Here is a 26895-nt window from a genome sequence, read left to right as displayed (position 1 = left end):
ATTCTTATTAGTCCTATCAACTGTTGCTTATGGCAAGCCGAAACATCCGCAACACTGGCCGCACCTACGACGACTTCACACAGTACTACGGCGACATGGGCCGCCACTTCGACTCGATGACAGAGGGGCGACACGACGTCCCGGTCGAGTACGAGCGACCCGGCCGTGGCCGCTCGCGAGACGAAGGCCGACGCAGCCCGCTGGCCTACACCCCGTGGGGAGAGACCCTGCCCCGCTTCTTCGAGGGTCGCCCGATGGGCGAGTACGGTCCCCGTGACTACGAGGGACGCTATTATCAGGGCCAGCCCCTGGGTGAGTACGGTTCCCGTTACTACGAGGGAGAGACCGGGTCGCGCACCTACACCCCGCGCTCGTACGAGGGCCGCCCTGCCGGCGACTACGACGGCGTTCGCCTGTTCGCCCGCCCTGGCTGCGAGCTCGTCGAATTCGACGGTGAGTACGTCTGCACGATGTACCTGCCCGGCTTCGAGAAGTCCGACATCGAGTGCACCTACGAGGACGGCTGCTTCTACGTCGACGCCCGCCGTGAGGGCCGCGAGGGTGCCGACGCCGTCTGGATGCGCCGTCCGTTCCGCGTGAGCGAGCGCGTCTACATCCCCCGGGACGTCGACGCCGAAGAGATCAGCGCGACCTACCGCTGTGGCATGCTCGAGGTTCGCCTCCCGTTCGCGCCCCGCTCGAGCGGCTCGGGCCACTCGATCTCCATCCGCGACTGAGCGACTGACAGCCGACGGTCGTGCCTTCGACCAAATCTTCTTTCGACGATAACAGTATCCGAGAGCGATATCTCTCATCCCCATCCCACCAATTCCCCGATTTATCCCTCAGAGAAGCGTGCTATCAGATATCCATATGTGTTTATGTCCTTATGGGTTGTACTACTGTTCGATTACAATGGCATTCAACCGTTTCGATGACATGGGCAAGATGTTCGACGACATGAACCGTATGTTCGACCAGATGCGCACCAACTGGGCGACGTCCGAGTACATGGGACGATACGACGACGAGGGTCGAATGCCCTGGTCGGGTCGCATGGACCGCAACACCATGACCTTCACCGAGGAGGACGACTGTCTCGTCTTCGTCATGGACATGCCCGGCTTCGAGAAGTCCGACATCGAGTGCTCCTACGACGACGGCATGCTCCGCATCAGCGCCGAGCGCGACGCCGAGGAGTCCTCGGAGAACGTCTGGATGCGCTCCTCCCGCCGCATGAGCGAACAGGTCCGCGTCCCCGGTGACATCGTCACCGACGACATCTCCGCGACCTACCGCAACGGCGTCCTCGAGGTCCACATGCCCCGCCGTGAGGCGGAGATCGAGTCGGGCCGCAGCATCGACATCCAGTAAGCCACTCGGGCATCGTCGACCCGGCGGGCACAACTGGCCGTTCGTGACACGAACGGTCCTTCGTACTCACCGTCAGAGCACCCGAATCACCCGCTGGCAGCGACGAACGAACACGCTATCACGCGTTCTTCTTTCTCTCACAGAACCGTAAAGACGACCGCTCGGCCACAATATCTACATCCGGACATTTTTGATTACCTTTACGTTTATGGCCGTAATCGAACAGGACATGGGACGTATACTTGGGACCCTCTCCACACTGCTGGGAGTCCTCGTCACACTGGGTTCGGGCTGGTACATCGCGAAAGGACCGTTCTTCGGCCTGGCCACGCCGCCACTCACGCACCTCATGGTCGCCACCGGGGTGTTCATCGTGGGTATCCTGCTCTTCGGCTGGGGTGTCAGCGGGCGCATCTCGGCAGGCGGTGCCGACGAGCGCGTGATTCCGAGCAACAAGAAGGTCTGAGCGGAGTATCTTCCCGGGGCGAATCGTCGTTACGACCACTCCGCGTCCGCGAGCGTTTTCTGCACGAGTTCGTCACCCACAGCCGCCGCCAGCGTCTCGAAGCCGGCCCGCTCGACGCGGTCGTTCGCGTTCGCGACGAGTCGCGAGACGATGAACTCCGGCGTCGACTTGCCGAGCTGGCCGAAGCGCGGCTGGTAGTCCACCTCGAGGTCGAGGTCGGGCGTAAGTCCCTCCGCGAAGATGCCGTCGACGCGCGCCTCCGGCCCCAGCGGTTCGAGGTCGTCCGCGAGGTGCGTGACGAACGCACCGAGAGCGTCGCGGTCGACCGTCAGCGTCACCAGCCCGTGCAGCAGGTCGGCCGCACTGCCCGGCTCCGTGATGGCTTCGAACTCGTCGACGAGCATCAGCGTCCGGCCGTCGCCCGTCAGCGGCGGGACGACCGACTTGAGGGTCGATTCGAGCACGCCCGCGTTGAAGCTGGCGTGGCGCCGATGAAAGACCACGTCGTCGAAGGTCGCGACGACGGCCCGGTCGGCAGGGACCGGCAGCCCCATGTGCGCTAGCAGGACGACCTGACAGGTCGTCTCGAGAAGCGTCGTCTTCCCGCCGGAGTTCGCCCCCGTGACGACGGAGACGCGCTCCTCGCCCGGCTCGCCCGAGAGCGGGTGGTTGCCCAGCGCGTACCGGATCGGCTGGACGTCCTCGCCACGGGCGACGAGGTCGAGGTTCCGCGCGCCCTCGACCGCGACGGTCGCCTCGCCGGTGACGAACTCGGGGCGCGTAAGGTCGAACTCGCTGGCGAAGCGCGCCAGCGAGAGCGAGATGGCGATGTCGGCGACGGCCGAGACCGCCCGGTCCACGTCCCCGCGGGCGTCGCTGATGGCGTGTTGCAGGTCGACGCGAACCTCGCGCTCGCGCTCGTCGGCCGCCTCGCGGAGTGCGGACGCGAGGTTCCGCAAGGTCGAACTCACGAAGTCGGTCACGTCCCGGGCGTCCTCCGGCACCGCGTCGCGGACCAGTTCGCCGTCCGCTCCCGTCTCCTCGCGGACGTGGTCGACGAACGCCTCACGGAACTCCCCCGTCGTCCGCGCCCCACCGTCGCGGACCCGCTCGATGACCCGGTCCGCGTTCGCGTCCATCGTGTCGACCGCGGCCTGCGCGTCGCGGAGCCGGTCGAGCCGGGCGTCGGCTCCCTCGGCCACGCGTCCGTCCCGGAGCGCTCCGAGCGCCGTCGCCGCCGCCTCCAGCCCCTCGCGGTCCAGCGAATCGAGCGGGGCGAACACGCCGCCGGTGACGCCCGTGTCGAGGAGCGAGAGTGCGGCCTCGACGGCCGGTTTCTCCCCGCCGCCGGCCTCGTCGTACGTCTCGAACGCCGCGAGGACCGCGTTTCGGTCGTCGTCACCCAGTCGCTCCCACGTGTTTCGGGCCGTCTCCACCTCGTCGAGTCGCTCCTCCATCGCCTCCCGCGAGGCGAGCGGTGTCAGCACGCGAATGCTGTCGGCCGCGTCCTCGGTGACGGCGTGGCGACTCGCGAGGTCGATGAGGTCCTTGTAGACCGACCGCGAGTCGCTCGTCGCCAGTACGTCCATCCCCGCCCCACCCGTCGCCCGCCGGAGGATGCGCGTCGCCCGGCCGCGGGAGAGCCCCGCCGACGCGAGCGTCCGCACGTCCGCGGACTCGATGGCCTCGATGGCGCGCGCCTCGCCCAGTTCCCCGGCGAGCAGCTCGCGCGTCTTCGGGCCGACGCCCCAGTAGTCGTCGAGTTGCGTCATCGAGTTGCATGGTGTGAGCGGGGGAGGATAAGTCCGACTGAACGCGGCAGGGGCTTACTACCCGTACGTCTTCTCCAGGTACTCCAGGATGTTCGCCGACTCGTTCATCGTCACGCCGTGCTCGTCGTCCACGAGCACCGGAACAGCCCGCTGGCCCGAGACGCGCTTGACCTCGTCGCGCTCGGAGTGCAGCGCTTCGACCCAGATGCTCTCGTACTCGAGTCCGCGCTCGTCGAGGTCGTCCGCGACCTTCTCGCACCACGGACAACCCTCAAGCTGGTACAGCGTGAGTGCCATAGCCGGGCTTCGAGGGCGACCGGGAAACGCCTTGTGGAGGTCGATGACGCACGGCTCCGTAGGCACGTAACCCCTCGCGGGGACAGGGTTTTCCGGTCGAATCGCCTATCCTCGCACGATGATGGCGACCACCCACGCGTTCGTGGGGCTCCTGCTCGCAGTTCTCGTCAACCTCGTCGCGCCCGAGTTCGGCCTCGTCGCCGCGGCGGCTGGGTTGGCGGGCGGTACGTTCCCGGACCTCGACCTCGCCGCGGTCCACCGGAAGACGCTGCACTTCCCGATCTGGTATTCGGTGGCGACGGTGCCCGCGGTCGCCGTGGCAGTGCTCGCGCCCGGGCCGTGGACGGTCGGGACTGCGGTGTTCCTCGCGGCGGCGGCCATCCACTCCGCCAGCGACGCCCTCGGCGGCGGGCTCGAACTCCGCCCGTGGGAGGCGACCTCGCAGCAGGCGGTCTACGTCCACCCGCTGAAGCGCTGGGCGCGGCCGCGGCGACTCATCCGGTACGACGGTGCGCCCGAGGACTTCGTCGTCGGGGCCGCGTTCGCGGTGCCGGGACTGCTCGTCTTCGGCGGCCGGATCCGTCAGCTCGTCCTCGCCGGGCTCGCGGTCTCGTTGTTCTACACGCTCATCCGGAAGACCCTGCCCCGGTTGACCCCGGAGCGATTCCGCTAGGGGTCCGATGAGGTTCTTCGGACACGGCAGGCGTGCCAGGGTTCAAATCGGAAGCCGGCTCACTCCAGCGTGTGCGTCTGACTCCTTCGAGCGTGCGCGTCTGATTCACTCCAGCGAATACGTCTCGTACGCTCGAACCGCGTAGACGTACGACACCGCCGGCGAGCAGAGGCCGAGGACGAGCAGGACGAGACCGACCGGCCGGAGCGTCGCGGCCGCCAGCGAGAGCTCCCACGGCGTGACGACCGCGACGAGGACACCGAGGAGGGCCGCCGTCGCGTCGCGGACGAAACCCAGGAACGTGAGCCCCGCGGCGAATCCGACACCCGCGAGTGCGAGCGAGAACACGACCATCGCGGTCTTGCTAGGGACCACCGCCCTGCGGTTGCCGACGACCTGGACGCTTCCGAAGCGGGGAAAGGCGACGCCGACGCCGACCGCGAGAGCCGGCGCGAGGAGGCTACCGACGACGCCGACCGCGACGGCACCGGCCGCCAGAAGCGGGGAGAGCGGGCTCACGAGCGCGGCCGGGGCGACCAGAAGAACCGCGACCGGGACGCCGAGGATGCCTCCGGCAAGGACGTGTCCGGTGACGAACTGCCGGCCTGAGAGAGGTGAGGTCAGGGCCGCAGGGAGGGCGGGACCGTCGTCCCCGAACGGGTTGAGTGCGAACGCCATCGCGGTTCCCCAGGCGACGTAGAACGCGAGCAGGAAGGGGACGTGCCGGGCCACCGACCCCGTCTCGACGACGGTCTGGAGGTCCCGCATGAACCCGAACACCGGGTACGCGAGGTAGAGCAGCTTGATGGGCGCACGCCGCGTCCGCGTCCAGGCGACCCGCACTATCTGTCTGGTCGGCCGGTCGAGCGGGCGGAGAAGTCGTGCGGCGAGTCCGGCATCGCGGCTTCGGGTGGGAGCCGTCACGGCCGATGACTCCGGCTCCGTCTCCCGGGCGGGGTCGGAGAACCAGTGGTAGTCGGCGACCCGGACGGAGGCAGCCTGCAAGAGCGGGAGCGAAACCAGCGTCGTCGCGACCGCGAGCCCGGCGCGAACCGGCGACGCGGAGAGCCCCGGGGCACCGAGCAACAGCAGGTCTGCGTACCACGAGAGCGGCGACGACTGCATCGGCTCGAACAGGACCGAGACCAGCGCGTCGAACGAGCCGGTGAAGACGAGCCCCAGGTAGACGCCGAGGGCGACGACCACGAGCGCGGTCCGGTGTCGGGCCAGCGGTGGGTAACGCGTCACGAGGAGGTGTGCGAACAGGCCGACCAGGAAACCGAGCCAGACGGCCGGCAGGAGGACGCCCACGAACGCGACCGGGGCGGCGACGGCGACCAGCGGCGCCTGAGCACCGAGCGCGAACCCACCGACCACCGCGGCGACCGGTACGCTCACCCAGAGCGAGAAGCCGAGAACTTCCGCGAGGACGACACCGGGAACCACGTCGCGAACGCGGCTGGCGAGCAACAGCGCCGCCGGTTCGTCGACGGTCGCACGTTTCCCGACCGTCCGGAAGACGCTCATCACTGCGACGGCGAGGAAGCCCAGGCCGACCGCGCCACGAGCGCCGCCCACGAGCCCGCCGGGGAGCGGAATCTCGGGGACGGTACCCGTCCGAACCGCCTCACCGAACTGGGCCACCGCGAAGCCACTCGCCAGCGAGAAGACGCCGAAGACGGCGGCGAGGAGCGATAGTGCGACGACCTGCGTCCGGTTCTCGGCGACGGCTCGGAGACTCCGACGGAACTCGGTCACCGCGACACCGCGAACGTGCGCGAGGCGTGGCATCACGGAACCACCGTGAGGGAGGGACGAATCACGGTACTACTGTGAGACCCCTGGTACAAAGAACCGGCCGCACCGCGGTCAGGCTTCAGGACCGCCGCCACCAGCGACCCGATACGTCCAATCAGCGTCTCGACCCGTCGCCACCAGCGTCACGGCGCGGCTGTCGGAATCGGTCAGACGACGTGCGCCGCGACGACCAGCACGATCCAGAGTCCGAGTCCGACGAGCAGTTCGACGTCGGTCTCGAGTGACTCCCTGGAGGTCGCGCCGGCGGCGACGAGCCCGATGGCGACCGCCGCGCCGACCCGGTGGAGGACGAGTTCGATGGGGAGGACCGAGACACCGATGAGGCCGTAGTCGAGGACGACGCCCGTACCGAACCCGAGGCTCGCGAACAGGAAGCCGTCGACGGGGTCGAGCCGGCTCCCGACCACGTACGCGACGAGCGGCGTTCCGACGACGAGGATGGGATAGAAGACGGCGACGACCGCGTCGGGCGGGACCGTGACGAGGTTCTCGACGGTGATTCCGCCGACGCGCACCCCGAGTAGAACGGCGGGCACGGCGAGAAAGAGGAGCACGCGGTGTCTGGTCCGGCGCGTCCAGAGCCGGTCGAACGCCCGTCTGAACTCGGCAGTTGCCGTCGCGGCACCGACGAGCGGGAGCAGGGCGAGGTAGACGATGGTCGTCCAGCCGTCGTGGTCGTACCGGTCGCCGTTATCGAAGTAGACCCGCTGGACGGCGCTGACCCCCTCCTTCGCCATGTACTGCTCCTCGATGGGCCCGCGGGCGTCTTCGAGGCTGTCGACGGTGTGGGTGAGGGTGAACCAGTCCCAGTGCTCGGCGTGGGCCTGCATCACGGTCCAGTCTTCGTCAGCCTGCTCCAGGTCGTAGATCCGGACGTGATGCTGGCCGCCGAAGTAGTCCCCTTGCTGGAGCTGGGCGGTCTGGGCGGTCCAGGTGCCGTCCTCTCCGACGCTGTAGTAGATGTAGCGCTTCGAGCCGATGGCGTCGGCCCAGGTGACGTTCGAGCCGTTCGGGACGTACTGGTCGCTCGCCTCGTCCTCGGTGAACGCGGCGTCGGTCCGGTTCCAGGGGTCCTCGCCGGTCTGGAGTGTCCGGACGACCCTGTCGGCGTCCGTTCTGACGACGACGTTGACCGAGCTGGCGCGCCGCTCGAACGTCTTGCCCGGACTGACGTACGGCCAGACCGCCGTCTGGCCGCCGCCGAGTCTCACGAGGTCGTCTCCCGGTGGGTCCTGGACGGGCGTACTCACTGCGGGAGAGAACAGCGTCGTCCCGACGAGGAGGACGCCCAGGGCGAGCGCGAACAGCTTGAGGCGGTTTCTGGACCACATTGGTGGCTCGGAGTCGAGTTGCAACCGATTCGGACGCTGTCGTAATAGTCGTACCCCCGTCCCCGGACTCGGGTCGGCTCCACTCGTCGCCGCCGCGGAATCACCTAACCTAAGGGACATGCAACCGCATCCGGAGACGATGGCAGCGTTACTCGACGTGGTGATGCGGGTGGTGCACAGTGCGACGGCAGCGACCTGGGCCGGGACCGTCCTGTTCCTCACGGTCGGTATCCTTCCGTCGGCCCTGGACGGCTCGTTCGACGCCGGTCCGATGACCGCCGTCGTATCGCGGTTCAAGTGGCTCTCGCGTGCTTCCTCGGCGCTTCTGTTCGTCACGGGCGGTCACCTCGCAGGCTCCGCCTACACGGTCGAATCGCTCACGGGCAGCCCGCGCGGGCACCTGGTGCTGACGATGCTCGGGCTCTGGTTCGTCCTGACGGGTCTCTGTGAGGTCGCCGCGAGCAAACTGGACGCCGGCTTCGAGCAGAAGAAGGTCCGCACCCCGGCACACGACGCGAAGCCGTTCCTCTACGCCGCCAGCCTCGTGGCGGTCGGCCTGCTGGTGGACGCGGTGCTCATCACGAACGGTGCGGGCATCGTCTACTGAAGTGGGGAGAGCCCGTCGCGGTTCCCGGTCGCACTACGTGCTGGGGCTGGTGCTGGCGTCGTAGCCGGCGTCTTCGACGGCCGCGACGAGGTCGTCGACCGGAGCGGTTCCTTCGATCGTGGCCTCGTCGGCCTCGTGGTCGGCCGTTACTGATTCGACACCGTCGACGCCAGCGAGTGCGTCCTCGACGGTCGCTTCGCAGTGTCCACAGCTCATCCCGGTGACGGTCAGCGTCGTATCCATATCCGTTCGGAATGGGCCGTGCTGTATCATCGTTTCTCTTCTGTCGTCCACCCCGTCACCGCCGGTTCGCTTTCGAACCGAAGGCCGGTGGCTGCAAACACTCTTGATTCTTCAGCCCGTTTCACCCGTCGATGCGCGACCTCGACGACACCGACCTCGATATCCTCCGCCTGCTGACCGACGACGCCCGCCGCTCGTTCGCCTCCATCGGCGAGGAGGTGGGACTTTCGGGGCCTGCCGTCTCCGACCGCGTCACGCGGCTCCAGGAGGTCGGCGTGGTCCGCGGGTTCACGGTCGACCTCGACAGGTCACAGCTCCAGGGCGGGACGCCGGTCCTCGTTCGGCTCGCCCTCGAACCGGGGGCCGTCGACGCCGTCCGCGACGACCTTGAGCAGGCCGACGCCGTGGAGCACCTGTTCACCGCCGCCGACGGCGACCTGACCGTCCAGGCACGGGTCCCGGACGCGGCCGTCCACCGGTGGCTGGCCTCGGTCACCGACGCGACGCAGGTCAAGGAACTCGACGTCGAACTCCTCTCTGACGTGACGTGGTCGCCCGGTTCCGGTGACACGGAGTTCGCCCTCGACTGCGCAGAATGTGGCAACACGGTCACGAAGGAGGGCGTCTCGGCCCGTATCGGCGACAGCGTCTACAACTTCTGCTGTACCTCCTGCGAAGGTCGGTTCAGGGACCGGTACGAGCGCCTCGAATCCGGGGTCTGAACCTCACCCCACTTTCGACTCTAGCGTTTGTGTGGGAGGAATGCCATGGGTTCCGAAGCACAACCGGGTTGAACGAGTATCCCCTACTTTCGACCAACGATGACTACACGTACCGTCTCCATCGAGGTCGCCGGGATGTCCTGTAGCAACTGCTCGGCGACGGTACAAGACGCCCTGGTGGGGCTCGACGGTGTCGAGGAGGCATCGGTCAACTACGCGACAGACGAGGCCAGCGTCACCTACGACCCCGACTCGGTCACGCTCGCCGCCGTCTTCGAGGCCGTCGAAGGTGCAGGATACGACCCGGTCTCCCGGACCACAACCGTCGGCATCACGGACATGTCGTGTGCGAACTGCGCCGACACCGTCGGCGAGTCGCTCCGGTCGGTCCACGGCGTCGTCCGCGCGGACGTGAACTTCGCCACCGACGAGGCCAGCGTCGAGTTCCTCGCTGACGAGGTCTCCCGCGAGGACCTCTACGCCGCCATCGAGGACGCCGGTTACACCCCCGTGCGGGAGACGGCGGGTTCGGACGAAGACGAGGCCCGCGAGTCTGCCCGAGAGGAGGAGATACGACGCCAGAAACGGCTGACGCTCATCGGCGCCGCGTTCTCCCTCCCGTTGCTCGCGATGCTCGTCGCGCACTTCTTCGCGCCGCAGCTCCTGCCGGAGACGATTCCGGGGACCGGAGTCGCACTCGGCTGGCTCGCCTTCGCGCTGGCGACGCCCGTCCAGTACCTGCTCGGCAAGCCGTTCTACGAGAACTCGTACAAGGCGCTCGTCAAGAACCGCACCGCGAACATGGACGTGCTCATCGCACTCGGGTCGTCGACGGCGTACCTCTACAGCCTCGGCGTGCTCGCGTTCGCGGTCGAGGGTGCCGGCCTCTACTTCGATACGGCCGCGCTCATCCTCGTGTTCATCACGCTCGGGAACTACCTCGAGGCCCGTTCGAAGGGACAGGCCAGCGAGGCGCTTCGCTCGCTCCTCGAGATGGAGGCCGATACGGCGACCGTGGTCGGCGCTGACGGGACCGAGCGCGAGGTCCCACTGGAAGACGTCGAAGTCGGCGACCGGCTGAAGGTCCGTCCCGGGGAGAAGATCCCCACCGACGGCGTGGTCGTCGAGGGCGAGTCTGCGGTCGACGAGTCGATGGTCACGGGCGAGTCCGTCCCCGTCTCGAAGGAACCGGGCGACGACGTCGTCGGGTCGACCATCAACGAGAACGGCGTGCTCGTCGTCGAGGCGACGAAGGTCGGTAAGGACACGGCCATCCAGCAGATCGTCGAGACGGTCAAGCAGGCCCAGTCCCGCCAGCCCGAGATACAGCGCCTCGCAGACCGCATCTCGGCGTACTTCGTCCCCGCGGTCATCGTGAACGCCCTGTTCTGGGGAATCGTCTGGTACGCCTTCCCCGACGCACTGGCGGGCGTCGTGAACACCCTTCCCCTGTGGGGCGTTATCCTGGGCGGCCCGGCCAGTATCGGCGCACAGGAGTTCGCTATCGTCGTCTTCGCCTCCGCGGTCCTCATCGCCTGTCCGTGCGCGCTCGGTCTCGCGACGCCAGCCGCCACCATGGTCGGCACGACCATCGGCGCACAGAACGGCGTTCTGTTCAAAGGCGGTGACGTGCTGGAGCGCGTCAAGGACGTCGAGGCGGTCGTCTTCGACAAGACGGGGACGCTCACGACGGGCGAGATGCGGCTGACGGACGTGGTCGTCGTCGACGAGAGACGGGCCGACGGTGCTGGGGTGGAGCGGGCGGAATCGGAGACGCTGGACGAGTCGTTCGTCCTCCGCATGGCCGCCGCCGCCGAGCGCGATAGCGAACACCCGCTCGCAGAGGCAATCGTCGAGGGAGCCGAGGAACGCGGCGTCGAGATACCCGACGCGGATTCGTTCGAGAACGTGCCCGGGAAGGGTGTCGTCGCCACGGTCGACGGCCGGGAGGTCCGCGTCGGCAAGCCCGCGCTGCTCGAAGACGCGGGTATCGACCCCGAGCCAGCCAGAGACGCGATGGCGCGGCTCGAATCCGAGGGGAAGACGGCGATGCTCGTATCCGTCGACGACCGAGTAGTCGGCGTCGTCGCCGACGCCGATACGGTGAAGGAGACCTCGAAGGAGGCCGTCTCTGCACTCCGAGAGCGCGGCCTCGCCGTTCACCTCATCACCGGCGACAACGAGCGGACCGCCCGCGCCGTCGCCGAGGACGTGGGTATCGACCCCGAGTACGTCCGCGCGGGCGTCCTGCCCGAGGACAAGGCGACCGCCGTCGAGGACATCCAGGCAGACGGCACCAAGGCGATGATGGTCGGCGACGGCGTCAACGACGCCCCGGCGCTCGCCACGGCCTACGTCGGGACCGCCATCGGCTCCGGGACCGACGTGGCTATCGAGGCCGCGGACGTGACCCTGATGCGCGACGACCCGCTCGACGTGGTAAAGGCCATCCGCATCTCGGACGGGACGCTCTCGAAGATCCGCCAGAACCTGTTCTGGGCGCTCGGCTACAACACCGCGATGATTCCGCTGGCGTCTCTGGGGCTGCTCCAGCCCGTGCTGGCGGCGGCCGCGATGGCGCTCTCGTCGGTCTCCGTGCTGACGAACAGCCTGTTGTTCCGGGCGTACACGCCGGACCACGATTACGAGCTGCTGGGGTTCCTGCGGCGATGAGGCGGGCGTCAGGGTCCAGGAAGTGGGACGGCCACTGACTCTTCTTACACCGACTCCTTTTCCTTCGCCAACCGCCGCAATCGCTCGACCCTGTCAGCCGTCGACGGATGCGTCCGGAACGGGAACCGACCACCGTCGGGGTCCAGCGTCGGCACCACGTCCAGCACGGCGTACGCCTCGGACCACTCGCGGGCGTCCCGTCGCGGGATACCGTGCTGTTCGTCCAGCCGCAGCAGTGCGCTCGCGAGGGACGACGGCGAGCCGGTCAGTTCGGCCGCACCAGCGTCCGCGGCCCACTCTCGCCCCACGGAGAGGAGCGAGACGCCGAGCTGGCCGACCCGCAGGAGCAGGGTGAACAGCGCGTTCCAGACCCGGTCGCCCAGGTCGTCGGGTTCGTCGACGTAGAGGTCCTCCGCGTAGACGATGGGGGCCAGTGCGAGCGCCATGACGCGGCTGTCGCCGTTGGCGAGGTGGCTGACCTCGTGGGCGAGGACCGCTTCGAGCTCGTCGGCCGGGAGCAACGCGAGCAGCCCCTCGGAGACGACGAGTAGGGCGTCGTCGCCGGAGCCGACGGTGAACGCCTCGGGGCGGTCCCGGGGCGTCACCTGGACCGTCGGGGCCGGAACGTTCGCGTGCTGGGCGAGCCGGGCTACGAGGCCGGTGAGGTCCTGGTCGGCCTCGTCGGCCGGGACCGCATCCGCGACGGACCGTTGCTGGAGCGACCGGACGGTCTTTCTGACGCCGTGGACGAAGGCCCAGATACCGACGAGAAAGCCGAGCAGGTAGATTCCGAGGAACAGATGCAGGTCGTCGGCCACGGACGAGACGGCGAACACGATGGCCGCAGCCGTCTCGAAGACGGCGAGGTACAGGCTCCCGAGCAGCACCAGAACGAGCAGCCATTGCGTCGCGTCCGACGGGGGGACGAGGTAGTCGTCGCTGGTGTAGCCCGCGACCCGCTGCCAGCTGGTGAGGACGAGCCAGCACGTCGCGCCAGCAGGAATCGCAACGAGAACCGGAGACGTGGAGACGGAAGAAGAGAGCCGCGGCGCCGCGAGCAGGGCAGCGACGCCTTTCGTCCCGAGCCAGGCGAGTATCCCTCCCAGGAGGTACGCGCTGACGACGCCGGTGAACAGCGCCACGACGACGGAGAGTGCCGCGACCACCGCGACGGCGACCGCCATCCGACCGCCCAGCGAGAGACGAAGCTTCCAGTCCATGTGAACGTCTCGATAGTGGATAGTTTCAAGCTTCTGGCTGGTGACACCACTCCGGCAGGACGTTCACGACGGCGACCACCAGTCACAGCCGATCGCGTCACGGCCCTCGTCTGGTCGCGTCACGGCCCGCGTGCGGGCGAGCGGTTTTGTCCTCGCAGAACCAATCGTACCTATGAACGTTCCGCTCGTCTCGCACGTCTCTGGCCTGGTCCTCCAGGCACAGGGGAACGGTGTCAACGTCAACTTCGACCCTACCTTCGGGCTCCTGGGCAGCGCCGTCGGCGCATTTCTGACGACGCTCATCGTCGGCGCGATACTCGTCGCGCTTGCCCCGGCGTTCACCGAGCGGATGATGGTGCAGGTACGGGACGACCCCATCAGCTCGTTCCTCTCCGGTTTCGTCTGTCTCATCCTGGTGGTCCTCGTGACGATCATCCTCGTGATAACGATCGTCGGTATCCTGCTGGCCATCCCGTTCGCGCTGCTGGCGATGGTCATCTGGGCGGTCGGGGCGGCCATCGCCTACCTCGCCATCGCGGAGCGGCTGGTCGGGCGAGAGGACGGCTGGGCGAAACCGCTGGTCGTCGCCGCGGCCATCAACGGCGGGCTGACCCTCACCGGCTTCGGCAGCATCGTTTCCTTCTGCGTGGGCGCGGCTGGCTTCGGAGCGGTACTGAGAGACTGGCTCTGAGCGAGGGATTGTCTCGCTCTGTCAGGCCGACGTCTCCTCTCCGTCCCCGTTCGACACACCGTCCCCATCCGACAGCAGCCGGCGCGTCACCTGCTCGAACTCGCCGTCGAACTCGCCCGCCTGGACGCCCCAGAGGGTCGCGTACAGGCCTCCCTGTTCCACGAGGTCGTCGTGGCTGCCCTGCTCGACCACCCGGCCGTCGTCCACCACCAGAATCTGGTCGGCGTGGCGGACCGTCGAGAGCCGGTGGGCGATGACGAACGTGGTTCGTTCGGTCGTGAGCCGCCGGAGGGCCCGCTGGATATACAGTTCGGTCTCGGTGTCGACGGCGCTCGTGGCCTCGTCGAGGACCAGGATGGCCGGGTCCTGCAGCATCGCCCGGGCGAGCGAGAGGCGCTGACGCTGGCCGCCCGAGAGCTTGACCCCGCGTTCACCGATGCGGGTGTCGTAGCCATCGGCGAGGTCGGTGATGAACTCGTGGGCCTCTGCGGCCTTCGCGGCGGCGACGACGTCCTCCTCCGAGGCGTCGAAGCTCCCGTACGCGATGTTCTCTCGAACCGTGCCGTCGAACAAGAACACGTCCTGGGAGACGTAGCCGACCGAGTCGCGGAGACTGTCGAGCGAGACCTCGCGGACGTCGTGACCGTCGACGCGGACCGCGCCCGAATCCACGTCGTACAGTCGAAGCAGGAGTTTCGCGGCGGTCGATTTGCCGGCGCCGGTCGGGCCGACGAAGGCGATCGTCTCGCCGGGCTCGGCGGTGAAGGTCACGTCGTGGAGCACCTGTTCGCCGGTGTCGTAGGTGAAGTCGACGTGGTCGTACTCGACGCGACCGGCGACGGTGTCGGGGTCCAGCTCGACGGCGGCCTCGTCCTCGGCGACGGCGACCGGGAGGTCCTTCAGCCCGAAGATGCGCTCGCCGGAGGCGCGGGCGTTCTCGTATGCGTCGACGAGTCGGCCCGCACCAGCGAGGGGCTCGACGAACCGCTGGGTCATGAACAGGAACGTGACGAACTCGCCGACGAGCAGCGTTCCCGAGAAGTACGGCGGGGCACCAGCCACGAGCCAGTAGCCCCCGATGGCGAACGTCGCAGCGAACGAGACGCCCGCGAGCAGGTCCATCCCGGGCTGGTACAGGTACTCCAGCTTGACGACGGCCCAGGTCCGGTCGTAGATGTCCCGCGAGGCGTCTGTGACGCGGCCGTCCTCGTACTCGCCCGTGTTCGCCGTCTTGATGACCTCCATTCCGCTCAGGTTGTTCTCCAGTCGCGTGTTGAGGTCGCCGATGCTCGTCCTGAGTGCGCGGTACAGCGGCCGGATGGTTCGCATGAACCAGACCGTGAAGACGGTCAGGAGCGGGACCGCGACGAGCGTGATGAGGGCGAGCTGGGGGTTCAGGTAGAACAGGAGCGCGGCGATGCCGACGACGCTGACGACCAGCTGGATGGCGCTACTGACCGTGCCGTTGAGGAACTGCTTGAGGTTCCGGACGTCGTTGTTGAGGATGGAGAGGATCTGACCGGTCTGCTTGTCGTCGAAGAACGCCATGTCGAGCCCCTGCATCGCCCGGTAGGTGTCGGTGCGGACCCGGTGCTGGACGCGGTTCGAGAACAGCGACAGGCTGACGCCCTGGGTCCAGCCGAACAGGACGCTCAGGGCGTAGGCACCGACGACGAGCCCGACCGAGAGCCAGAGCTGCGTGAGCCGGTCGGTCGGGAGCCACCCGGCCGGAACGAGCGGTAGCCGGTACGGCGCGTTCTGGTTGAAGACGGCGTCGATGGCGACGCCGAGTACGAGCGGCGGAACGAGACCGACGAACCGGGCGACGATGCTGGTCAGTAGCCCGAGGACGAACAGGTGGATGTCGTCGCGGCCGTAGGTCGAGAACAGCCGGACCATCGGGTCGCCGGCGAGGCCGGCCTCGCGGTCGAACTGGATGGCGTCCTCGTCGTCGGTCGGCCAGAACCTCATCGGCCCCTCGGCGGGCCCCGTCTGCCCGCTGGGAGCGGCCGAGCCGGCGATAGCTGGTGCTGGATTCGGGTGGTCACTAACCAGACGTTAGGTCTCGGAGCCAGATAGCGTGCGCGGTGAATGTCTCGAACCAAACGGTCTCCACAGCAGTCAGTTCACGGCCCGGTCGCAGTGTCGATTCGGGGTCGGTGCCCGGCGCTTACTTCCACTTCGCCGCGATTCCGACGCCGACGAACGTTTCCTCGGCCGGGCTGGACGGCCCGGAATCGTCGCTCTCCTCGTGCCCGATTCCCTGTCGATTGTCACCTCCGCAGTTCCCACCTGCACCCCGATGGACCGGTACCCGAAGGTGATGACCTCGACCGGCCACTGCGTACACGAATCGTGCGAGAGGTCGACGGGGTTTACCTTCACGTCACGCAACACGACCGTTATCGTCCTGCCTCGCTGGTCGTGGACCGTCAGGGTCGTCTCGGCGATACGTCCGCCGAACGCGAGCGCCTCCAGCAGCTTCGGCGTGTCACCGTCGACGCGTTTGACGATAGTGAGTGGTCTGTGCGTCCGGCGGTTGGCTCCCCGTCGACTTACACCCTCGTCCCCGGTCGCCATGCCCCAGCTCCACGAGAGCACGTCTATCTCGTCGCGGTAATCGTGGTCGACGCTCTCTCCAGCGATACCATTGACTTCGAGGAAGACGCTCCCGGTGCTGGCCGGACACGCTCCAGCCTCACCTACCTGGGTCTGTGCGGCCGATACAGAGTCGGGGGCGAACGGTCCGAGTCCGACGATCCCCACCGTTCCGGCGGCCTCCTGCACGAATGCTCGTCTGGTCGGGCTGGATGGGTCAATACATCCGATAGGCTTGCAGTTCGGATTACCGCCCCGCTACCTCGTACTCGGGGTGTTTCTGCGGTCCGATTCGTTCGATTCGAAAGTCAGGCACCGTTCGTACCACCAGTCCGTGAAGAGCAACCGACGTGAATCGCGAGCCCCTCTCTACGAGTATGGAGACGAAAGCTACGCGGACGGGCCTCACCGTCGTCGCACTGGTACTCGCCACCGTCTTCCTCGTGCCGATGCTGTTCGGCGGGATGATGGGGACGATGGGTGGAACCTGGCATGACCACTGGATGGGCTTCGACGGCCAATGGTCGTGGTGGTGGTTCGCCGCGAGTCTCCTCGGTCGGTTGCTCGTCCTGGCCGTCGTCCTCGGGGGAGCATATCTGCTCCTTCGAGCAATGACGCGGGCCGAACCGGGCCGTGGTGACCCTGCACTCGTCGAACTCCGTCGTGCGTACGCCCGCGGCGACCTGACCGACGAGGAGTTCGAGTACCGGCGAGAACGGCTCGAGCGAGAGTGACGAGAGACCGGGACGGCGGGCTCAACAGAACCTGCCAAACCACGTTGCCCGACATCTGTTCCCCGTCGAGTCCCTCGTTCTCCGTATGCCCCTGAAGGCCATTCAGCAGTTCATCACGAACCCCGCAGTGATGACGGCGTGGGTCCTCCTTGTCCTCACCTCGCTCGCCGTCCTGGTGTACGACCTCCGGACGAACAACACGGAGCTACCCTCGTTGATGCAGTTCGTCTGGTCGCTGACGGTCCTGTACTCCGGTCCACTCGGACTCGGGCTGTACTACTACGCCGGCAGAACCCAGATATCGCACGACTCCCTGTGGCGCAAAGCTGGCCGCTCCGTCGCCCACTGCTACTCCGGCTGTGGCATGGGTGAGATCGTCGGCGTGACCATCGCCGCGGGCCTCCTGGCTCTGCACACGGTTGGCGTCGCCTTCGTCACGTTCACGTTCGCGTACATCGCCGGGTTCGCGCTCACGGTGGGCCCACTGATGCAGGAGGGTGTCGGCTTCCGCGAGGCCGTGATGGACGCGTTCTGGAGCGAGACGCCCTCCATCACCGTGATGGAGGTCGTCGCCATCGGGACGGACATCTGGCTCGCCGGCGAGGCGAAGATGCACGAACCGCTGTTCTGGGCGGCCCTCGTCGTCTCGCTCACCATCGGCCTGCTCGCAGCCTACCCGGTGAACGTCTTCCTCATCATGCGCGGTGTCAAGGAGGGCATGGGGAACCCGGCGGAGATGGGCGCTTGAGGAGGAGCCTACGGCCGACTGGTTCTATCGCGTGAGCACGACGTTCCCCGTCACTGCTTCGGCTTCGAGCGTGTATCCGCCGTTTCCCACGGTCGCGACGATGGCGTGCCCCGGGAGGAACCCCCTGTTCGATTCGCTGGTCACGTCGAGCGGAACGTCGTCGACGGTGATCGACCCCAGAACCGTCTCGGCCAGCACGTCCGCGTCGAGTCCGTCGACCAGTCGAACCGTCACACTCCCGTTGGCTGCAGAGACCTCCGCGCTCCGGCGGAGGCGACGCACTTCGACGTCGACGTCGCCGTTCGCCGTCTCGGCCACGTCGATACCGGTACAGCCACTGGACTCGATACGGCCGTTGGCGGCCTCCAGCGAGACGTAGCCGTCGACCCCGTTCACGGAGATGGTTCCGTTCGCGTTCTGGACCGCGAGGTCGCCCGAGACGTCGGAGACGGTCACGTCGCCGTTCGCCGTCTCGACCGATTCGACCTCGACGCCGGACGGGACGCCGATGTCGAGGTCGGCGCGCGCCTGCACGGTCGTGACCCCTTCGCGGGGGCCGGCTCGGACGGTGAGTCTGCCGTCTCGAACCGTACTGGTCACCTCGAGCCGGTCGAGCTGTTTCCGACCGCTCCGGGTCGTCATGGTGGCTTCGAGCGTCACGTCGTCACCGTCGGCCGGCGATATCGTCACGTGTCCGTTGACCGATTCGACCGCGAGTCGTCGGACGTCGCTCGCGTCGACCGACTCCTCCACCGTCTCCGTCAGTTCTGGCCCGCTTCCGAGTGTGCCCCGCTGGACGATGCCGTCGAGCAGGCCGCCGAGGAAGCCCTCGTTCGCGTCTGTATCCATGGCAGGGGAGACGGCTGTCGGGTGCATACCTGTTCGCAGAAAAATACTTCTGTCGGCGACGGGACCGAAGGAAGATTCTGTTGAGAGTTCGACCGTTCAGTATCCGAGGTCGTCGCGCACCAGCACGAGCGTCGTCCGCCCTTCTTCGGTCTCGTGACGGTAGACGAGCTGCTTCGCGACGACGGAGCCCTGCCCGTAGGCTTCCTGCGCGCGGGCGTCCTCGAGCGGGAAGACGAACTCCTCGAGGCGGTCCAGCGCCGCCGAAAGGTCGTCGGTTATCTTGTTGACGCCGGAGACGAGCACGAGGTTACCGGCGGCGAACGGGTACGCCCCGATTCGGCTCCCGGAGGCGTCCGCGGCGACGAGTTCCCCGGTCCGGGCGATGGCGTTGACGCTCCCGAGGAAGTAGTCCGCCGTCTGGGCGTTCCGGCGGAACGCGTGGCGTTCCTCGTCGTCGTCGATGCTCCAGACCTGGCCCGCGAGATTCTCCCACCCGTGGTCGCCCTCGTTCAGGTACTCGACGAAGCCGATCTCCTCGAGCGTCGTCGAGTGGCCGTTCATGACGGACACGTCGGCGGGAATCTGGTCCTTCACGGCGTCGAGCGCCTCCTCTGCGGAGTCGACGAGGACGACGTCGAAGCCGCGCGCTTCGAGGTTCTCGACCGTCTCTTCGACCGTCTCGTCGTCGGGGAGCTGGTCGTGCGATTCGTCGGCGTCTACCTCTGCGAGGTACGTGGATTTCTCTGACATAGATGTGTCTCCGGGGATGTTCGATGGCGGTGAACGCGAGGGTCCGCCGCTGCTATCTGTGCCGAGGGGCGGGACGACAATAAGCGCTCGCGGACGCCGGTTTCACCAGGTGACACGGCTGTCAGTAGCGGACGCGGGTGTTGCCAGCAGGGGGTGACGCTCCGCTCCCTGCCTGAGCCAGTACGACGGCCCCGACTTGGGCCAGTGTAACGGTTTCGACCGGGCCCGGATGGCGAACCCGTGAAGCGCCGCCGAACCCATTGCCGCGGGCCGCCTCTGTACGGCTATGCGACTCACGGCAACCGGGATCGACATCGGGACGCGCCACCCGACGGTCCTCCTGAACGCGGCGGACGCCGAGGAGCTCGGGGTCAACCCCCTCGACCGCGTCCAGTTCGTCTTCGACGAGACGACCATCGTCGGCATCGTCGAAGTGACCGACGAACTCGTCTCCCGCGGGACCGTCGGCGTCACGGACCGGCTCGCACACGTCACCGGTGAGGTCGTGGTCGAGCCGGCCCCGCGGCCGGCCGCCGTCGAGTACATCCGCAAGAAGCTGGACGGGGTCGAACTGGAGCGAGCGGAGATAGCCGCCATCGTCGCGGACATCGACGCAGACCGGCTGAGCGACGTCGAACTCGGCGCGTACGTCTCTGCAGTCTACACGAACGGGCTCTCGCTCGCGGAGACGACCCACCTCACCGAGTGCATGACCGAGGCGGGGAAGGTCATCGAGTGGGACGACCCGGTCGTCGCCGATAAGCACTCCATCGGCGGGGTCGCCGGCAACCGGGTGACGCCCATCGTCGTCGCCATCGTCGCCGCCTCGGGCGTGAAGATACCCAAGACCTCCTCCCGCGCGGTCACCTCGCCGGCGGGGACTGCCGACACGATGGCGGTCTTCTGTGAGGTCGAGTTCACGCTGGACGAACTCACCGAGATAGTCGAGGCGACGAACGGCTGTTTCGTCTGGGGCGGCGGCGTCAACCTCTCGCCGGTCGACGACAAGATAATCCGCGCCGAGACGCCGCTGTCGCTCGACCCGCACGGCCAGCTCATCGCCTCGGTGCTCTCGAAGAAGAAGAGTGCGGGCTCGACCCACGTCGTCATCGACCTCCCCTACGGCGAGGGGGCGAAGGTCCAGAGCCTCGTCGAGGCGCGCGAACTCGCCGAGGACTTCGCACGGGTCGGGGAGCATCTCGGCCTGACCATGGAGTGCACCATCACGACCGGCGAACAGCCCATCGGGCGCGGTATCGGACCCGTGCTCGAAGCCCGCGACGTCCTCCGGGTGCTCGCCGGTGACGGCCCGGAGGAGCTCCGATTGAAGGCCGTCCGTCTCGCTGACATCCTCCTCGAGTGCTGCGACATGGAACCGACCGCCGCCGAGATGATCGATTCGGGGCGGGCGCTCGCGAAGTTCCGGGAGATAGTCGCCGCACAGAACGGGGACCAGAACGTCGAGCTGACCGACCTCCAGCCCGGACGCGAGACCGCGGTCATCACGGCAGATAGACAGGGCGTCGTCGCCCACATCAACAACCGCCTCGTGAGCGACATCGCCCGCCGTGCCGGTGCACCGCGGGACGTCGGTGCTGGACTGTATCTCCACCGTCGCGTCGACGACGAGGTGACCGCCGACGACCCGCTGTTCACCATCTACGCCGAGCAGCAATCGAAGCTCGCCGACGCCGTCTCGCTGGCGAATCGGACGGAGGCGGTCCGGGTTCGTCGGCGCGAGGACGCACTCGTGGAGCGCCTCTGACACGTCGGCCAGTGCCTTTTTTCTGCTCCGGCCGCTCGAACTATCTGTTCGGTTCTGGCAGGGGTGCCACGGAACCGGACGGCTCTCTCGTTTCGTTTTCCGAGACGTATTCGACGGAACGTCACAGCGTTCTGCCGCTGTTCGATTCGACGAACTCGACGACCTCCTCGGTCGGGACGAAGCCGTCGGCGAGCGTCGCCACCTGCTCACCGTCGCGGAACAGGACGAGCGTCGGGACGCTCTGGACCTCGAACCGTTCGACGAGCGAGAGGTCGTCGCCCGGGTTGAGCATCGCCACCGCGGCGTCGGTGACGCGAGCCACGTTTCCGAGGATGGGCTCCATCGACTGGCACTTCCCGCAGCCCTTCGTGTAGAGTTCGAGGAGGACGAGCGAGTGGTCGGCGAGGAAGGCGTCGAGTTCGTCGCCGTCGTCGAGGCGGGTGGGTCGCGCCTGTGTGTTCATGCGTGGCGATAGGTGCGTCGGACGTTTAGGCTCCGGGGAAGCGGCTGTCTCCGTTCTCGCGGGAAGCAGCTGCCCCCGTCGCTCCCGAACGCGTATCACGTGACGAAGCCGACCCCCCAGTTGACCAGTCCGGCGGCGATGAGTACCGCACCCTCCCACCGCGAGAGCTCCTCCTCGGAGCCGAGCAACAGGGCGACGAGGACACAGAGCAACACGAGTGCGAGACTGCCTGGGAAGGCGGAATCACCTGCCGGGAGCGGACGGAGGACCCCGGCGAGTCCGAGGACGCCGAGCAGGTTGAAGACGGAGCTGCCGATGAGGTTCCCCGCCGAGAGCCCAGCCTGCTCTCGCCGCGCCGCGATGAGCGACGTGGCGAGTTCGGGCGTCGAGGTCCCCGCCGCGACGACGGTCGCACCGATGACCCACTCCGAGACACCCGCGGTCCGGGCGAGGTCTGTCGCCCCCTCGACCAGCAGGTGGCCGCAGACGACGACGATGGCGAGACTCGCGACGAGCTTCGGCGGGTCCAGCAGGTCGAACTCGCCTGACTCCTCGAGCGGCCCGTCGCCCCTGGCCGACTCCGGTCCGGTCGCGGCCGACCGGAACGTCACGACGAGCGACAGGTAGGCGAGCAGCGCAACGGAGAGCACCGCTCCCTCGACCCGGTCGAGCAGCCCGTCCGCGAGGAAGGCCGCGACGAGGACCGCCGAGGCCAGGAGCGAGACGCCGTCCCGCTGAACGAGGTCGTACGAGACCGGGAGTGCGCGGACGAGGGCGACGCTCCCCAGGACGAACGCGAGGTTGAACACGTTCGAGCCGACGACGTTGGCGACCGAGACGGTCGTCTTCCCGGTCAGGGCCGCGTCGATGGTCACGACGAACTCGGGCGCGGACGTACCGAACGCGACGACGGTGAGACCGATGACCAGCGGTGGGATGCCTGCCCGGCGCGCCAGCCTGACGGCGGATTCGACGAGGACCACGGCACCGAGCCACAGGCCCGCGACGCCGAAGAGAACGAAGAGCAGGTCGACGGCCGTGTCTGGAACGGCTACCATCTATCTCCGACGAGACACGTCAGCGGGTTACTCGTTGCGGTCGGGGAGGCCCGCCACGGCCGCGGTCAGGTCGTCCCACGCCTCGGCCGCGGCCGGAACCGCGTCGGCGAGCGAGAGGAAGCCGTGGCACATGCCCGGATACGAGAGGTCGGAGACGGGCACGCCCGACCGTGCGAGCATCGCAGCGTAGGCTCGTCCCTCGTCGTGTAGTGGGTCACATCCCGCGGTTACGACCACCGCCGACGGCATGCCGCGGAGATGGGCCGCGGCGAGTGGTCCGAACTCGGGATTCGCCACGACGCCGGTGTCGAGTCCCGAGCGATACAGCCCCCAGAACCAGTCGAGATCCGCCCGGGTCAATAGCGGACCGTCCGCGTTCGCGTGGTGTGACGGGCGGTCAAGGTCGGGGTCGAGCATCGGGTAGAACAGGACCTGTCTGTCGAGTTCGGGTACGTCGTCACGAGCCCGGAACCGGTAGGCGGCTGCTGCGGCGAGGTTGCCGCCGGCGCTGGAACCGGCGACGCCGACGCGCCCCGGATCGACTTCGAGTCCGGGCGCGTTCTCGAACGTCCAGTCGATTACGGCGCAGACGTCGTCCAGTCCCGCCGGGAACGGATGCTCCGGCGCGAGTCGATAGTCGACCGAGACGACGAGTCGGTCGGTCCCGAGCGCGAGTCGGCGCGCGAGGTCGTCAGCCGAGTCGAGGGTCCCGAGGACGAAGCCGCCGCCGTGGGAGAAGACGAGCGCGGGAGCGGGCGAGACGAGTTCCGGCGGGCGGTAGACCCGGACGGGCACGTCGTATCGCTCCGTGGGCACGGTCCGCTCCGTCGTCTCCACGCCGTCGTCTGGCGGCGTCGCATCACCGAAGGTCTCGTCTTCGACCCGACGAGCCGCTTCGACGCCGAGGGCGTTCCACTCGGGCAGGTCGCGAAGCGGGTCGATAGCGGCGTCGAGAGCGGGGTCGAGGTCGGACACGGGTTATCGAATCGAGGAACGCTGCACTCTTGAGTCGTTCGGCGCGGGCGGACGGGAGCGCGACAGACCACCGAGCCACCGCGACCGAAAACAGTAGGACGGCCGCACCCGACCCACGAGCCATGACCACGCCGACCGCCGACGATACTCCGCCGGCCGACCGCGAGTACGCCCGCGAGCTCGATGCCGCCGACCCCCTGGCCGACCTGCGCGAGCGCTTCGTCGTCCCCGAGGGCGAACGGTACATGGACGGGAACTCGCTGGGCCTCTGCTCGGCGGACGCCGCGGCCGCGCTCGACCGGGTCGTCGACGAGTGGAAGGAGCTCGCCATCCGTGGCTGGACCGACGCCGACCCCGACTGGTTCCACATGGGCGAGCGATTGGGCGACCGGATGGCCCCGCTCGTCGGCGCGCGAGCGGAATCGGTCGTCGTCGGCAACTCCACGACGGTCAACATCCACACGCTCGTCGGCTCGATGTTGGACGCCCACGGCGCGGGGACAGTTCTCGTCAACGACCTCGACTTCCCGACCGACCACTACGCCATCGCGGCGCAGCTCCGCCAGCGCGGGCTCGACCCTGACGAGCACCTGGTCGCGGTCGAGAGCGGGGACGGTCGGACCGTCACGACAGAGGAGATAGCCACTGCACTCGAGGCACACGACGTGGACATCGTGTTCATGCCGACGGTGCTCTACCGGTCCGGTCAGCTGCTCGACGTTCCCGCCATCACCGACCTCGCACACGAGCACGACGCGCTCGCCGGCTTCGACGCAGCCCACTCGGTCGGCGTGGTTCCCCACGAGTTCGACGAGTGGGGCGTCGACTTCGCGGTCTGGTGTACCTACAAGTACCTCAACGGGGGTCCCGGGGCACTCGCCGGCCTGTACGTGAACGAACGCCACTTCGACATCGACCCCGCGCTCGCGGGCTGGTGGGGACACGACAAGGCGACCCAGTTCGAGATGCGCCACGAGTTCACACCGGCGGACGACGCCGGCCGGTTCCAGATCGGGACGGTTCCGGTGCTCTCTGCCGCGCCGCTCGACGGAGCGCTCGACGTGACTCACGCGGCCGGCATCGAGGCGCTCCGGGAGAAGTCCGTCGCGCTGACGGAGTACCTCGTCGCGCTCGCCGACGAACGGCTCGCCGACCTCGGCTACTCGGTCGGGACGCCGCGAAACCCGGACCGACGGGGCGGCCACGTCGCCCTCGAACATCCCGAAGCGTACCGCATCAGTGAGGCGCTCAAGGACCGGGGGATCGTCGTCGACTACCGGCCGCCGAACGTGGTCCGGGTCGCACCGTCGCCGTACTACGTCGGCTTCGAGACGGTCTGGACCGTCGTCGAGGACCTGCGGGACATCGCGGAGAACGAGGTGTTCACGGAGTTCGACCGCCAGAGCGGCGGGGTTACGTGATACTTGGGGAACCGAAGGACTTCGGTCTCAAACGACGTCGATGTCGACGCTCTCGTCGTCCGATTCGCTCTTCTCTGCAGCCTCGTCGAGGTCGACCGTCACGGGACCATCGTCCTCGGCCTCGGCAGCGGCCGTGTCGCCTGCGCGGTCTGCGAGGATGTAGCCGAACAGGCCACCGACGAGCATCCCGAGACCGGAGGCGCGCGTCGATTCGAGGTACCAGTCGCGGGGTTCGAGCTCCTTCGTGTTCTCGTAGGTCGGACCGAGAAGCAGCCGCTGGGTGAGTTTCGCGACCTGCCGGGGGAGCAGGAGACTGAACAGACCGTACGCGGCGGTCGCGCCGGCGACGAGCTTTCGAACCTTCGGGGAACTGAGCATATTCCGGCTACGGCCTCCACAGGCAAAAGCTTCGTCCAACCGGCACGGCCGGCGGGGGCCTCGCCACCGGTCCGACACGACCGCACCGGAGGGTGGACGGGGTGGTCAGTCGAGATGTTCTATCGACGTCGCGGCGTAATCCGCAGAGACGTAGGTGAGGTGGACGTTCGTCTCCGGCAAGAGGTAATCGGGTGATGCCTGGTCGGGGCGGCCGACAGTAGCCGATATCTCGTTCCCCTCCCGCCAGGCCCAGAGCGACTGGCCCGCGCGGAGTGGGGCCGACAGGGGCACGTCGCCGTAGTACTGTGAGGAGCCGAGCTTGAGGACGCTGTCGGCGACGACGTCGTTGCCGCCCGCGTGTTCGAGAACGAAGAAATCGTCTTCGACGCGGGAGTCGATGCGCGCCGCCTTCTCTCGTGCCGTCCCGAGCCACGAGGGCTCGACGACCTCGGTGCTTCCGACGTCGGTGAACGCGAACCGGTGGTCCATCACGCGCAGGTCGTCTCCAGAGACCAGTTTCGTCTCGGCCCGACACTCCCGGACGAGCCCGTCGGCATCCGCCGTGATCTCGACGGAGACCGCGGCGACCTCCTCGGGCATCGTCCAGTCGTACAGTTCCAGCAGCGGCGCCTCGTCTGCGACTTCGCTCGCACTGGCGGTGAACAGTGTCTCTCCGGCTGTCTCCGTCCGTGAGGGAGCATCGAAGGCGGCGCCGGCGATGAGCTGTTTCAACTGGTACCGCTGAGCCAGCCACTCCATCGGGAGGCCGTCCCGCCACGGCGGTTCTACGTCGCCGTACGTCCAGTCTCCACGGTGGTCACCGCGCCACGTCGAGCGGGATTCAGTCAGGTACTTCTCGATGATTCCCTCCCGACCGAGCAGCGCGGTTCCGTCGGCCTTGTCCACGGTAATCCAGTGGGCAGTCCCCTCTCCGACCTTCTCGAGTGTCGTCTCGAGATGATAGGTCGTCGTTGCAGCCGCGCTTCGATGCGCGTCAGCCAGTAGCGGAGAGACACCGTCCTGGTCCATCCCGAGGGGGAGCTCCTCGGTGTCCTGGGCCGACTCTTGCGTGGTCCGCTCGTCGGCCGCCGCCTGCGCGGTTCCAGTCGTGTTGGACGGGCTGGCGTCATCAGGCTCGTCGGCCGTCTCCGAAGAATCACCCTCTAGTCGGAGACAGCCCCCTGCACCCACCGTTCCCAGTGCACCAAGCACCTCGCGCCGTTTCATGTCCGCAGAGATTCCACAAACCAGTAAAGTTCTGACGCCCGA

General features: G+C 67.7%; 27 protein-coding genes. 12 read left to right on the top strand and 15 right to left on the bottom strand.

Annotated features, from left to right (window positions below; all coding sequences use genetic code 11):
* Positions 1 to 29 precede the first annotated feature (29 nt).
* The 3 genes from ACSC1Y_RS11300 to ACSC1Y_RS11290 all read left to right on the top strand — a co-directional run bounded on the left by ACSC1Y_RS11300 (position 30) and on the right by ACSC1Y_RS11290 (position 1840).
* Complete coding sequence (locus ACSC1Y_RS11300; RefSeq protein ID WP_435334947.1) at positions 30 to 737, top strand: Hsp20/alpha crystallin family protein; 708 nt, start codon at positions 30 to 32, stop codon at positions 735 to 737.
* 178 nt (positions 738 to 915) lie between these two features.
* Complete coding sequence (locus ACSC1Y_RS11295) at positions 916 to 1374, top strand: Hsp20/alpha crystallin family protein (protein WP_435334946.1); 459 nt, start codon at positions 916 to 918, stop codon at positions 1372 to 1374.
* A 229-nt stretch (positions 1375 to 1603) separates the two neighbouring features.
* Positions 1604 to 1840, top strand: coding sequence for a hypothetical protein (locus tag ACSC1Y_RS11290; protein ID WP_435334945.1), 237 nt, complete (start codon positions 1604 to 1606; stop codon positions 1838 to 1840).
* 29 nt (positions 1841 to 1869) lie between these two features.
* On the opposite strand, the gene ACSC1Y_RS11285 is transcribed toward ACSC1Y_RS11290, so the two are convergent.
* Positions 1870 to 3612 (bottom strand): MutS-related protein, encoded by a 1743-nt coding sequence (locus tag ACSC1Y_RS11285; RefSeq protein ID WP_435334944.1) that lies wholly within the window; start codon positions 3610 to 3612, stop codon positions 1870 to 1872.
* 57 nt (positions 3613 to 3669) lie between these two features.
* On the bottom strand, positions 3670 to 3909 hold the full coding sequence (locus tag ACSC1Y_RS11280; protein WP_435334943.1) for a glutaredoxin family protein: 240 nt from the start codon (positions 3907 to 3909) through the stop codon (positions 3670 to 3672).
* Between the two features lie 118 nt (positions 3910 to 4027).
* Here ACSC1Y_RS11280 and ACSC1Y_RS11275 point away from each other — a divergent pair, with 118 nt between their 5' ends.
* A complete protein-coding gene (locus tag ACSC1Y_RS11275) occupies positions 4028 to 4582 on the top strand; it encodes a metal-dependent hydrolase (RefSeq protein ID WP_435334942.1) in 555 nt (184 codons plus the stop codon).
* Positions 4583 to 4687: 105 nt separating this feature from the next.
* On the opposite strand, the gene ACSC1Y_RS11270 is transcribed toward ACSC1Y_RS11275, so the two are convergent.
* Together ACSC1Y_RS11270 and ACSC1Y_RS11265 are read right to left on the bottom strand one after the other, a co-directional pair.
* Complete coding sequence (locus tag ACSC1Y_RS11270) at positions 4688 to 6373, bottom strand: hypothetical protein (RefSeq protein ID WP_435334941.1); 1686 nt, start codon at positions 6371 to 6373, stop codon at positions 4688 to 4690.
* Positions 6374 to 6546: 173 nt separating this feature from the next.
* Positions 6547 to 7731: a hypothetical protein gene (locus tag ACSC1Y_RS11265; RefSeq protein WP_435334940.1), complete on the bottom strand. Its 1185-nt coding sequence runs from the start codon at positions 7729 to 7731 to the stop codon at positions 6547 to 6549.
* A 139-nt stretch (positions 7732 to 7870) separates the two neighbouring features.
* Here ACSC1Y_RS11265 and ACSC1Y_RS11260 point away from each other — a divergent pair, with 139 nt between their 5' ends.
* Positions 7871 to 8338, top strand: a complete 468-nt coding sequence (locus tag ACSC1Y_RS11260) for a CopD family protein (protein WP_435334939.1) — start codon at positions 7871 to 7873, stop codon at positions 8336 to 8338.
* A 33-nt stretch (positions 8339 to 8371) separates the two neighbouring features.
* Here the strand turns inward: ACSC1Y_RS11260 and ACSC1Y_RS11255 are convergent, their stop codons facing one another.
* Positions 8372 to 8581 carry a heavy-metal-associated domain-containing protein gene (locus tag ACSC1Y_RS11255; RefSeq protein WP_435334938.1) on the bottom strand — a complete coding sequence of 70 codons (210 nt, stop codon included), beginning with the start codon at positions 8579 to 8581 and terminating at the stop codon, positions 8372 to 8374.
* Positions 8582 to 8712: 131 nt separating this feature from the next.
* Here ACSC1Y_RS11255 and ACSC1Y_RS11250 point away from each other — a divergent pair, with 131 nt between their 5' ends.
* On the top strand, positions 8713 to 9303 hold the full coding sequence (locus ACSC1Y_RS11250) for an AsnC family transcriptional regulator (RefSeq protein WP_435334937.1): 591 nt from the start codon (positions 8713 to 8715) through the stop codon (positions 9301 to 9303).
* Between the two features lie 99 nt (positions 9304 to 9402).
* Positions 9403 to 11976 carry a heavy metal translocating P-type ATPase gene (locus ACSC1Y_RS11245; protein WP_435334936.1) on the top strand — a complete coding sequence of 858 codons (2574 nt, stop codon included), beginning with the start codon at positions 9403 to 9405 and terminating at the stop codon, positions 11974 to 11976.
* 44 nt (positions 11977 to 12020) lie between these two features.
* Here ACSC1Y_RS11245 and ACSC1Y_RS11240 read toward each other — a convergent pair whose 3' ends face one another.
* On the bottom strand, positions 12021 to 13196 hold the full coding sequence (locus ACSC1Y_RS11240; protein ID WP_435334935.1) for a M48 family metalloprotease: 1176 nt from the start codon (positions 13194 to 13196) through the stop codon (positions 12021 to 12023).
* 172 nt (positions 13197 to 13368) lie between these two features.
* On the opposite strand from ACSC1Y_RS11240, the gene ACSC1Y_RS11235 reads away from it, so the two are divergent.
* On the top strand, positions 13369 to 13887 hold the full coding sequence (locus tag ACSC1Y_RS11235) for a DUF8173 domain-containing protein (protein ID WP_435334934.1): 519 nt from the start codon (positions 13369 to 13371) through the stop codon (positions 13885 to 13887).
* Between the two features lie 21 nt (positions 13888 to 13908).
* Here ACSC1Y_RS11235 and ACSC1Y_RS11230 read toward each other — a convergent pair whose 3' ends face one another.
* Together ACSC1Y_RS11230 and ACSC1Y_RS11225 are read right to left on the bottom strand one after the other, a co-directional pair.
* Positions 13909 to 15786, bottom strand: a complete 1878-nt coding sequence (locus ACSC1Y_RS11230) for an ABC transporter ATP-binding protein (RefSeq protein ID WP_435335161.1) — start codon at positions 15784 to 15786, stop codon at positions 13909 to 13911.
* Positions 15787 to 16008: 222 nt separating this feature from the next.
* The gene (locus ACSC1Y_RS11225; protein WP_435334933.1) at positions 16009 to 16674 is read right to left on the bottom strand and encodes an Hcp family type VI secretion system effector; all 666 of its coding nucleotides are present in this window, start codon (positions 16672 to 16674) and stop codon (positions 16009 to 16011) included.
* 188 nt (positions 16675 to 16862) lie between these two features.
* On the opposite strand from ACSC1Y_RS11225, the gene ACSC1Y_RS11220 reads away from it, so the two are divergent.
* Together ACSC1Y_RS11220 and ACSC1Y_RS11215 are read left to right on the top strand one after the other, a co-directional pair.
* Entirely contained in the window at positions 16863 to 17219 is a 357-nt protein-coding gene (locus ACSC1Y_RS11220; protein WP_435334932.1) for an SHOCT domain-containing protein, read from the top strand.
* An 85-nt stretch (positions 17220 to 17304) separates the two neighbouring features.
* The gene (locus ACSC1Y_RS11215; RefSeq protein WP_435334931.1) at positions 17305 to 17967 is read left to right on the top strand and encodes a DUF4396 domain-containing protein; all 663 of its coding nucleotides are present in this window, start codon (positions 17305 to 17307) and stop codon (positions 17965 to 17967) included.
* Between the two features lie 24 nt (positions 17968 to 17991).
* On the opposite strand, the gene ACSC1Y_RS11210 is transcribed toward ACSC1Y_RS11215, so the two are convergent.
* Both ACSC1Y_RS11210 and ACSC1Y_RS11205 read right to left on the bottom strand, forming a co-directional pair.
* Positions 17992 to 18816 (bottom strand): DUF4097 family beta strand repeat-containing protein, encoded by an 825-nt coding sequence (locus tag ACSC1Y_RS11210; protein ID WP_435334930.1) that lies wholly within the window; start codon positions 18814 to 18816, stop codon positions 17992 to 17994.
* A 96-nt stretch (positions 18817 to 18912) separates the two neighbouring features.
* The gene (locus tag ACSC1Y_RS11205) at positions 18913 to 19566 is read right to left on the bottom strand and encodes a lactate utilization protein (RefSeq protein ID WP_435334929.1); all 654 of its coding nucleotides are present in this window, start codon (positions 19564 to 19566) and stop codon (positions 18913 to 18915) included.
* Positions 19567 to 19852: 286 nt separating this feature from the next.
* Here ACSC1Y_RS11205 and ACSC1Y_RS11200 point away from each other — a divergent pair, with 286 nt between their 5' ends.
* Positions 19853 to 21331 carry an AMP phosphorylase gene (locus ACSC1Y_RS11200; RefSeq protein WP_435334928.1) on the top strand — a complete coding sequence of 493 codons (1479 nt, stop codon included), beginning with the start codon at positions 19853 to 19855 and terminating at the stop codon, positions 21329 to 21331.
* Between the two features lie 121 nt (positions 21332 to 21452).
* Here the strand turns inward: ACSC1Y_RS11200 and ACSC1Y_RS11195 are convergent, their stop codons facing one another.
* The 3 genes from ACSC1Y_RS11195 to ACSC1Y_RS11185 form a co-directional block, all read right to left on the bottom strand.
* Positions 21453 to 21794: a thioredoxin family protein gene (locus ACSC1Y_RS11195; RefSeq protein ID WP_435334927.1), complete on the bottom strand. Its 342-nt coding sequence runs from the start codon at positions 21792 to 21794 to the stop codon at positions 21453 to 21455.
* 95 nt (positions 21795 to 21889) lie between these two features.
* Positions 21890 to 22852 (bottom strand): calcium/sodium antiporter, encoded by a 963-nt coding sequence (locus ACSC1Y_RS11190; RefSeq protein ID WP_435334926.1) that lies wholly within the window; start codon positions 22850 to 22852, stop codon positions 21890 to 21892.
* A 27-nt stretch (positions 22853 to 22879) separates the two neighbouring features.
* Complete coding sequence (locus ACSC1Y_RS11185; RefSeq protein WP_435334925.1) at positions 22880 to 23827, bottom strand: alpha/beta hydrolase; 948 nt, start codon at positions 23825 to 23827, stop codon at positions 22880 to 22882.
* 122 nt (positions 23828 to 23949) lie between these two features.
* Between ACSC1Y_RS11185 and kynU the strand changes: the two genes are divergently transcribed.
* Positions 23950 to 25248 carry a kynureninase gene (kynU, locus tag ACSC1Y_RS11180; protein WP_435334924.1) on the top strand — a complete coding sequence of 433 codons (1299 nt, stop codon included), beginning with the start codon at positions 23950 to 23952 and terminating at the stop codon, positions 25246 to 25248.
* Between the two features lie 27 nt (positions 25249 to 25275).
* Here kynU and ACSC1Y_RS11175 read toward each other — a convergent pair whose 3' ends face one another.
* Entirely contained in the window at positions 25276 to 25626 is a 351-nt protein-coding gene (locus tag ACSC1Y_RS11175; protein ID WP_435334923.1) for a DUF6199 family natural product biosynthesis protein, read from the bottom strand.
* A gap of 105 nt (positions 25627 to 25731) precedes the next feature.
* Complete coding sequence (locus ACSC1Y_RS11170; RefSeq protein WP_435334922.1) at positions 25732 to 26853, bottom strand: hypothetical protein; 1122 nt, start codon at positions 26851 to 26853, stop codon at positions 25732 to 25734.
* Positions 26854 to 26895: the final 42 nt, after the last annotated feature.

It is taken from the genome of Haloarchaeobius lipolyticus (genome assembly GCF_051208015.1).
Classification (GTDB): domain Archaea; phylum Halobacteriota; class Halobacteria; order Halobacteriales; family Natrialbaceae; genus Haloarchaeobius.
Note: the sequence above shows the minus strand (reverse complement) of the source record. Positions and strands in the feature narration are given on the sequence as shown.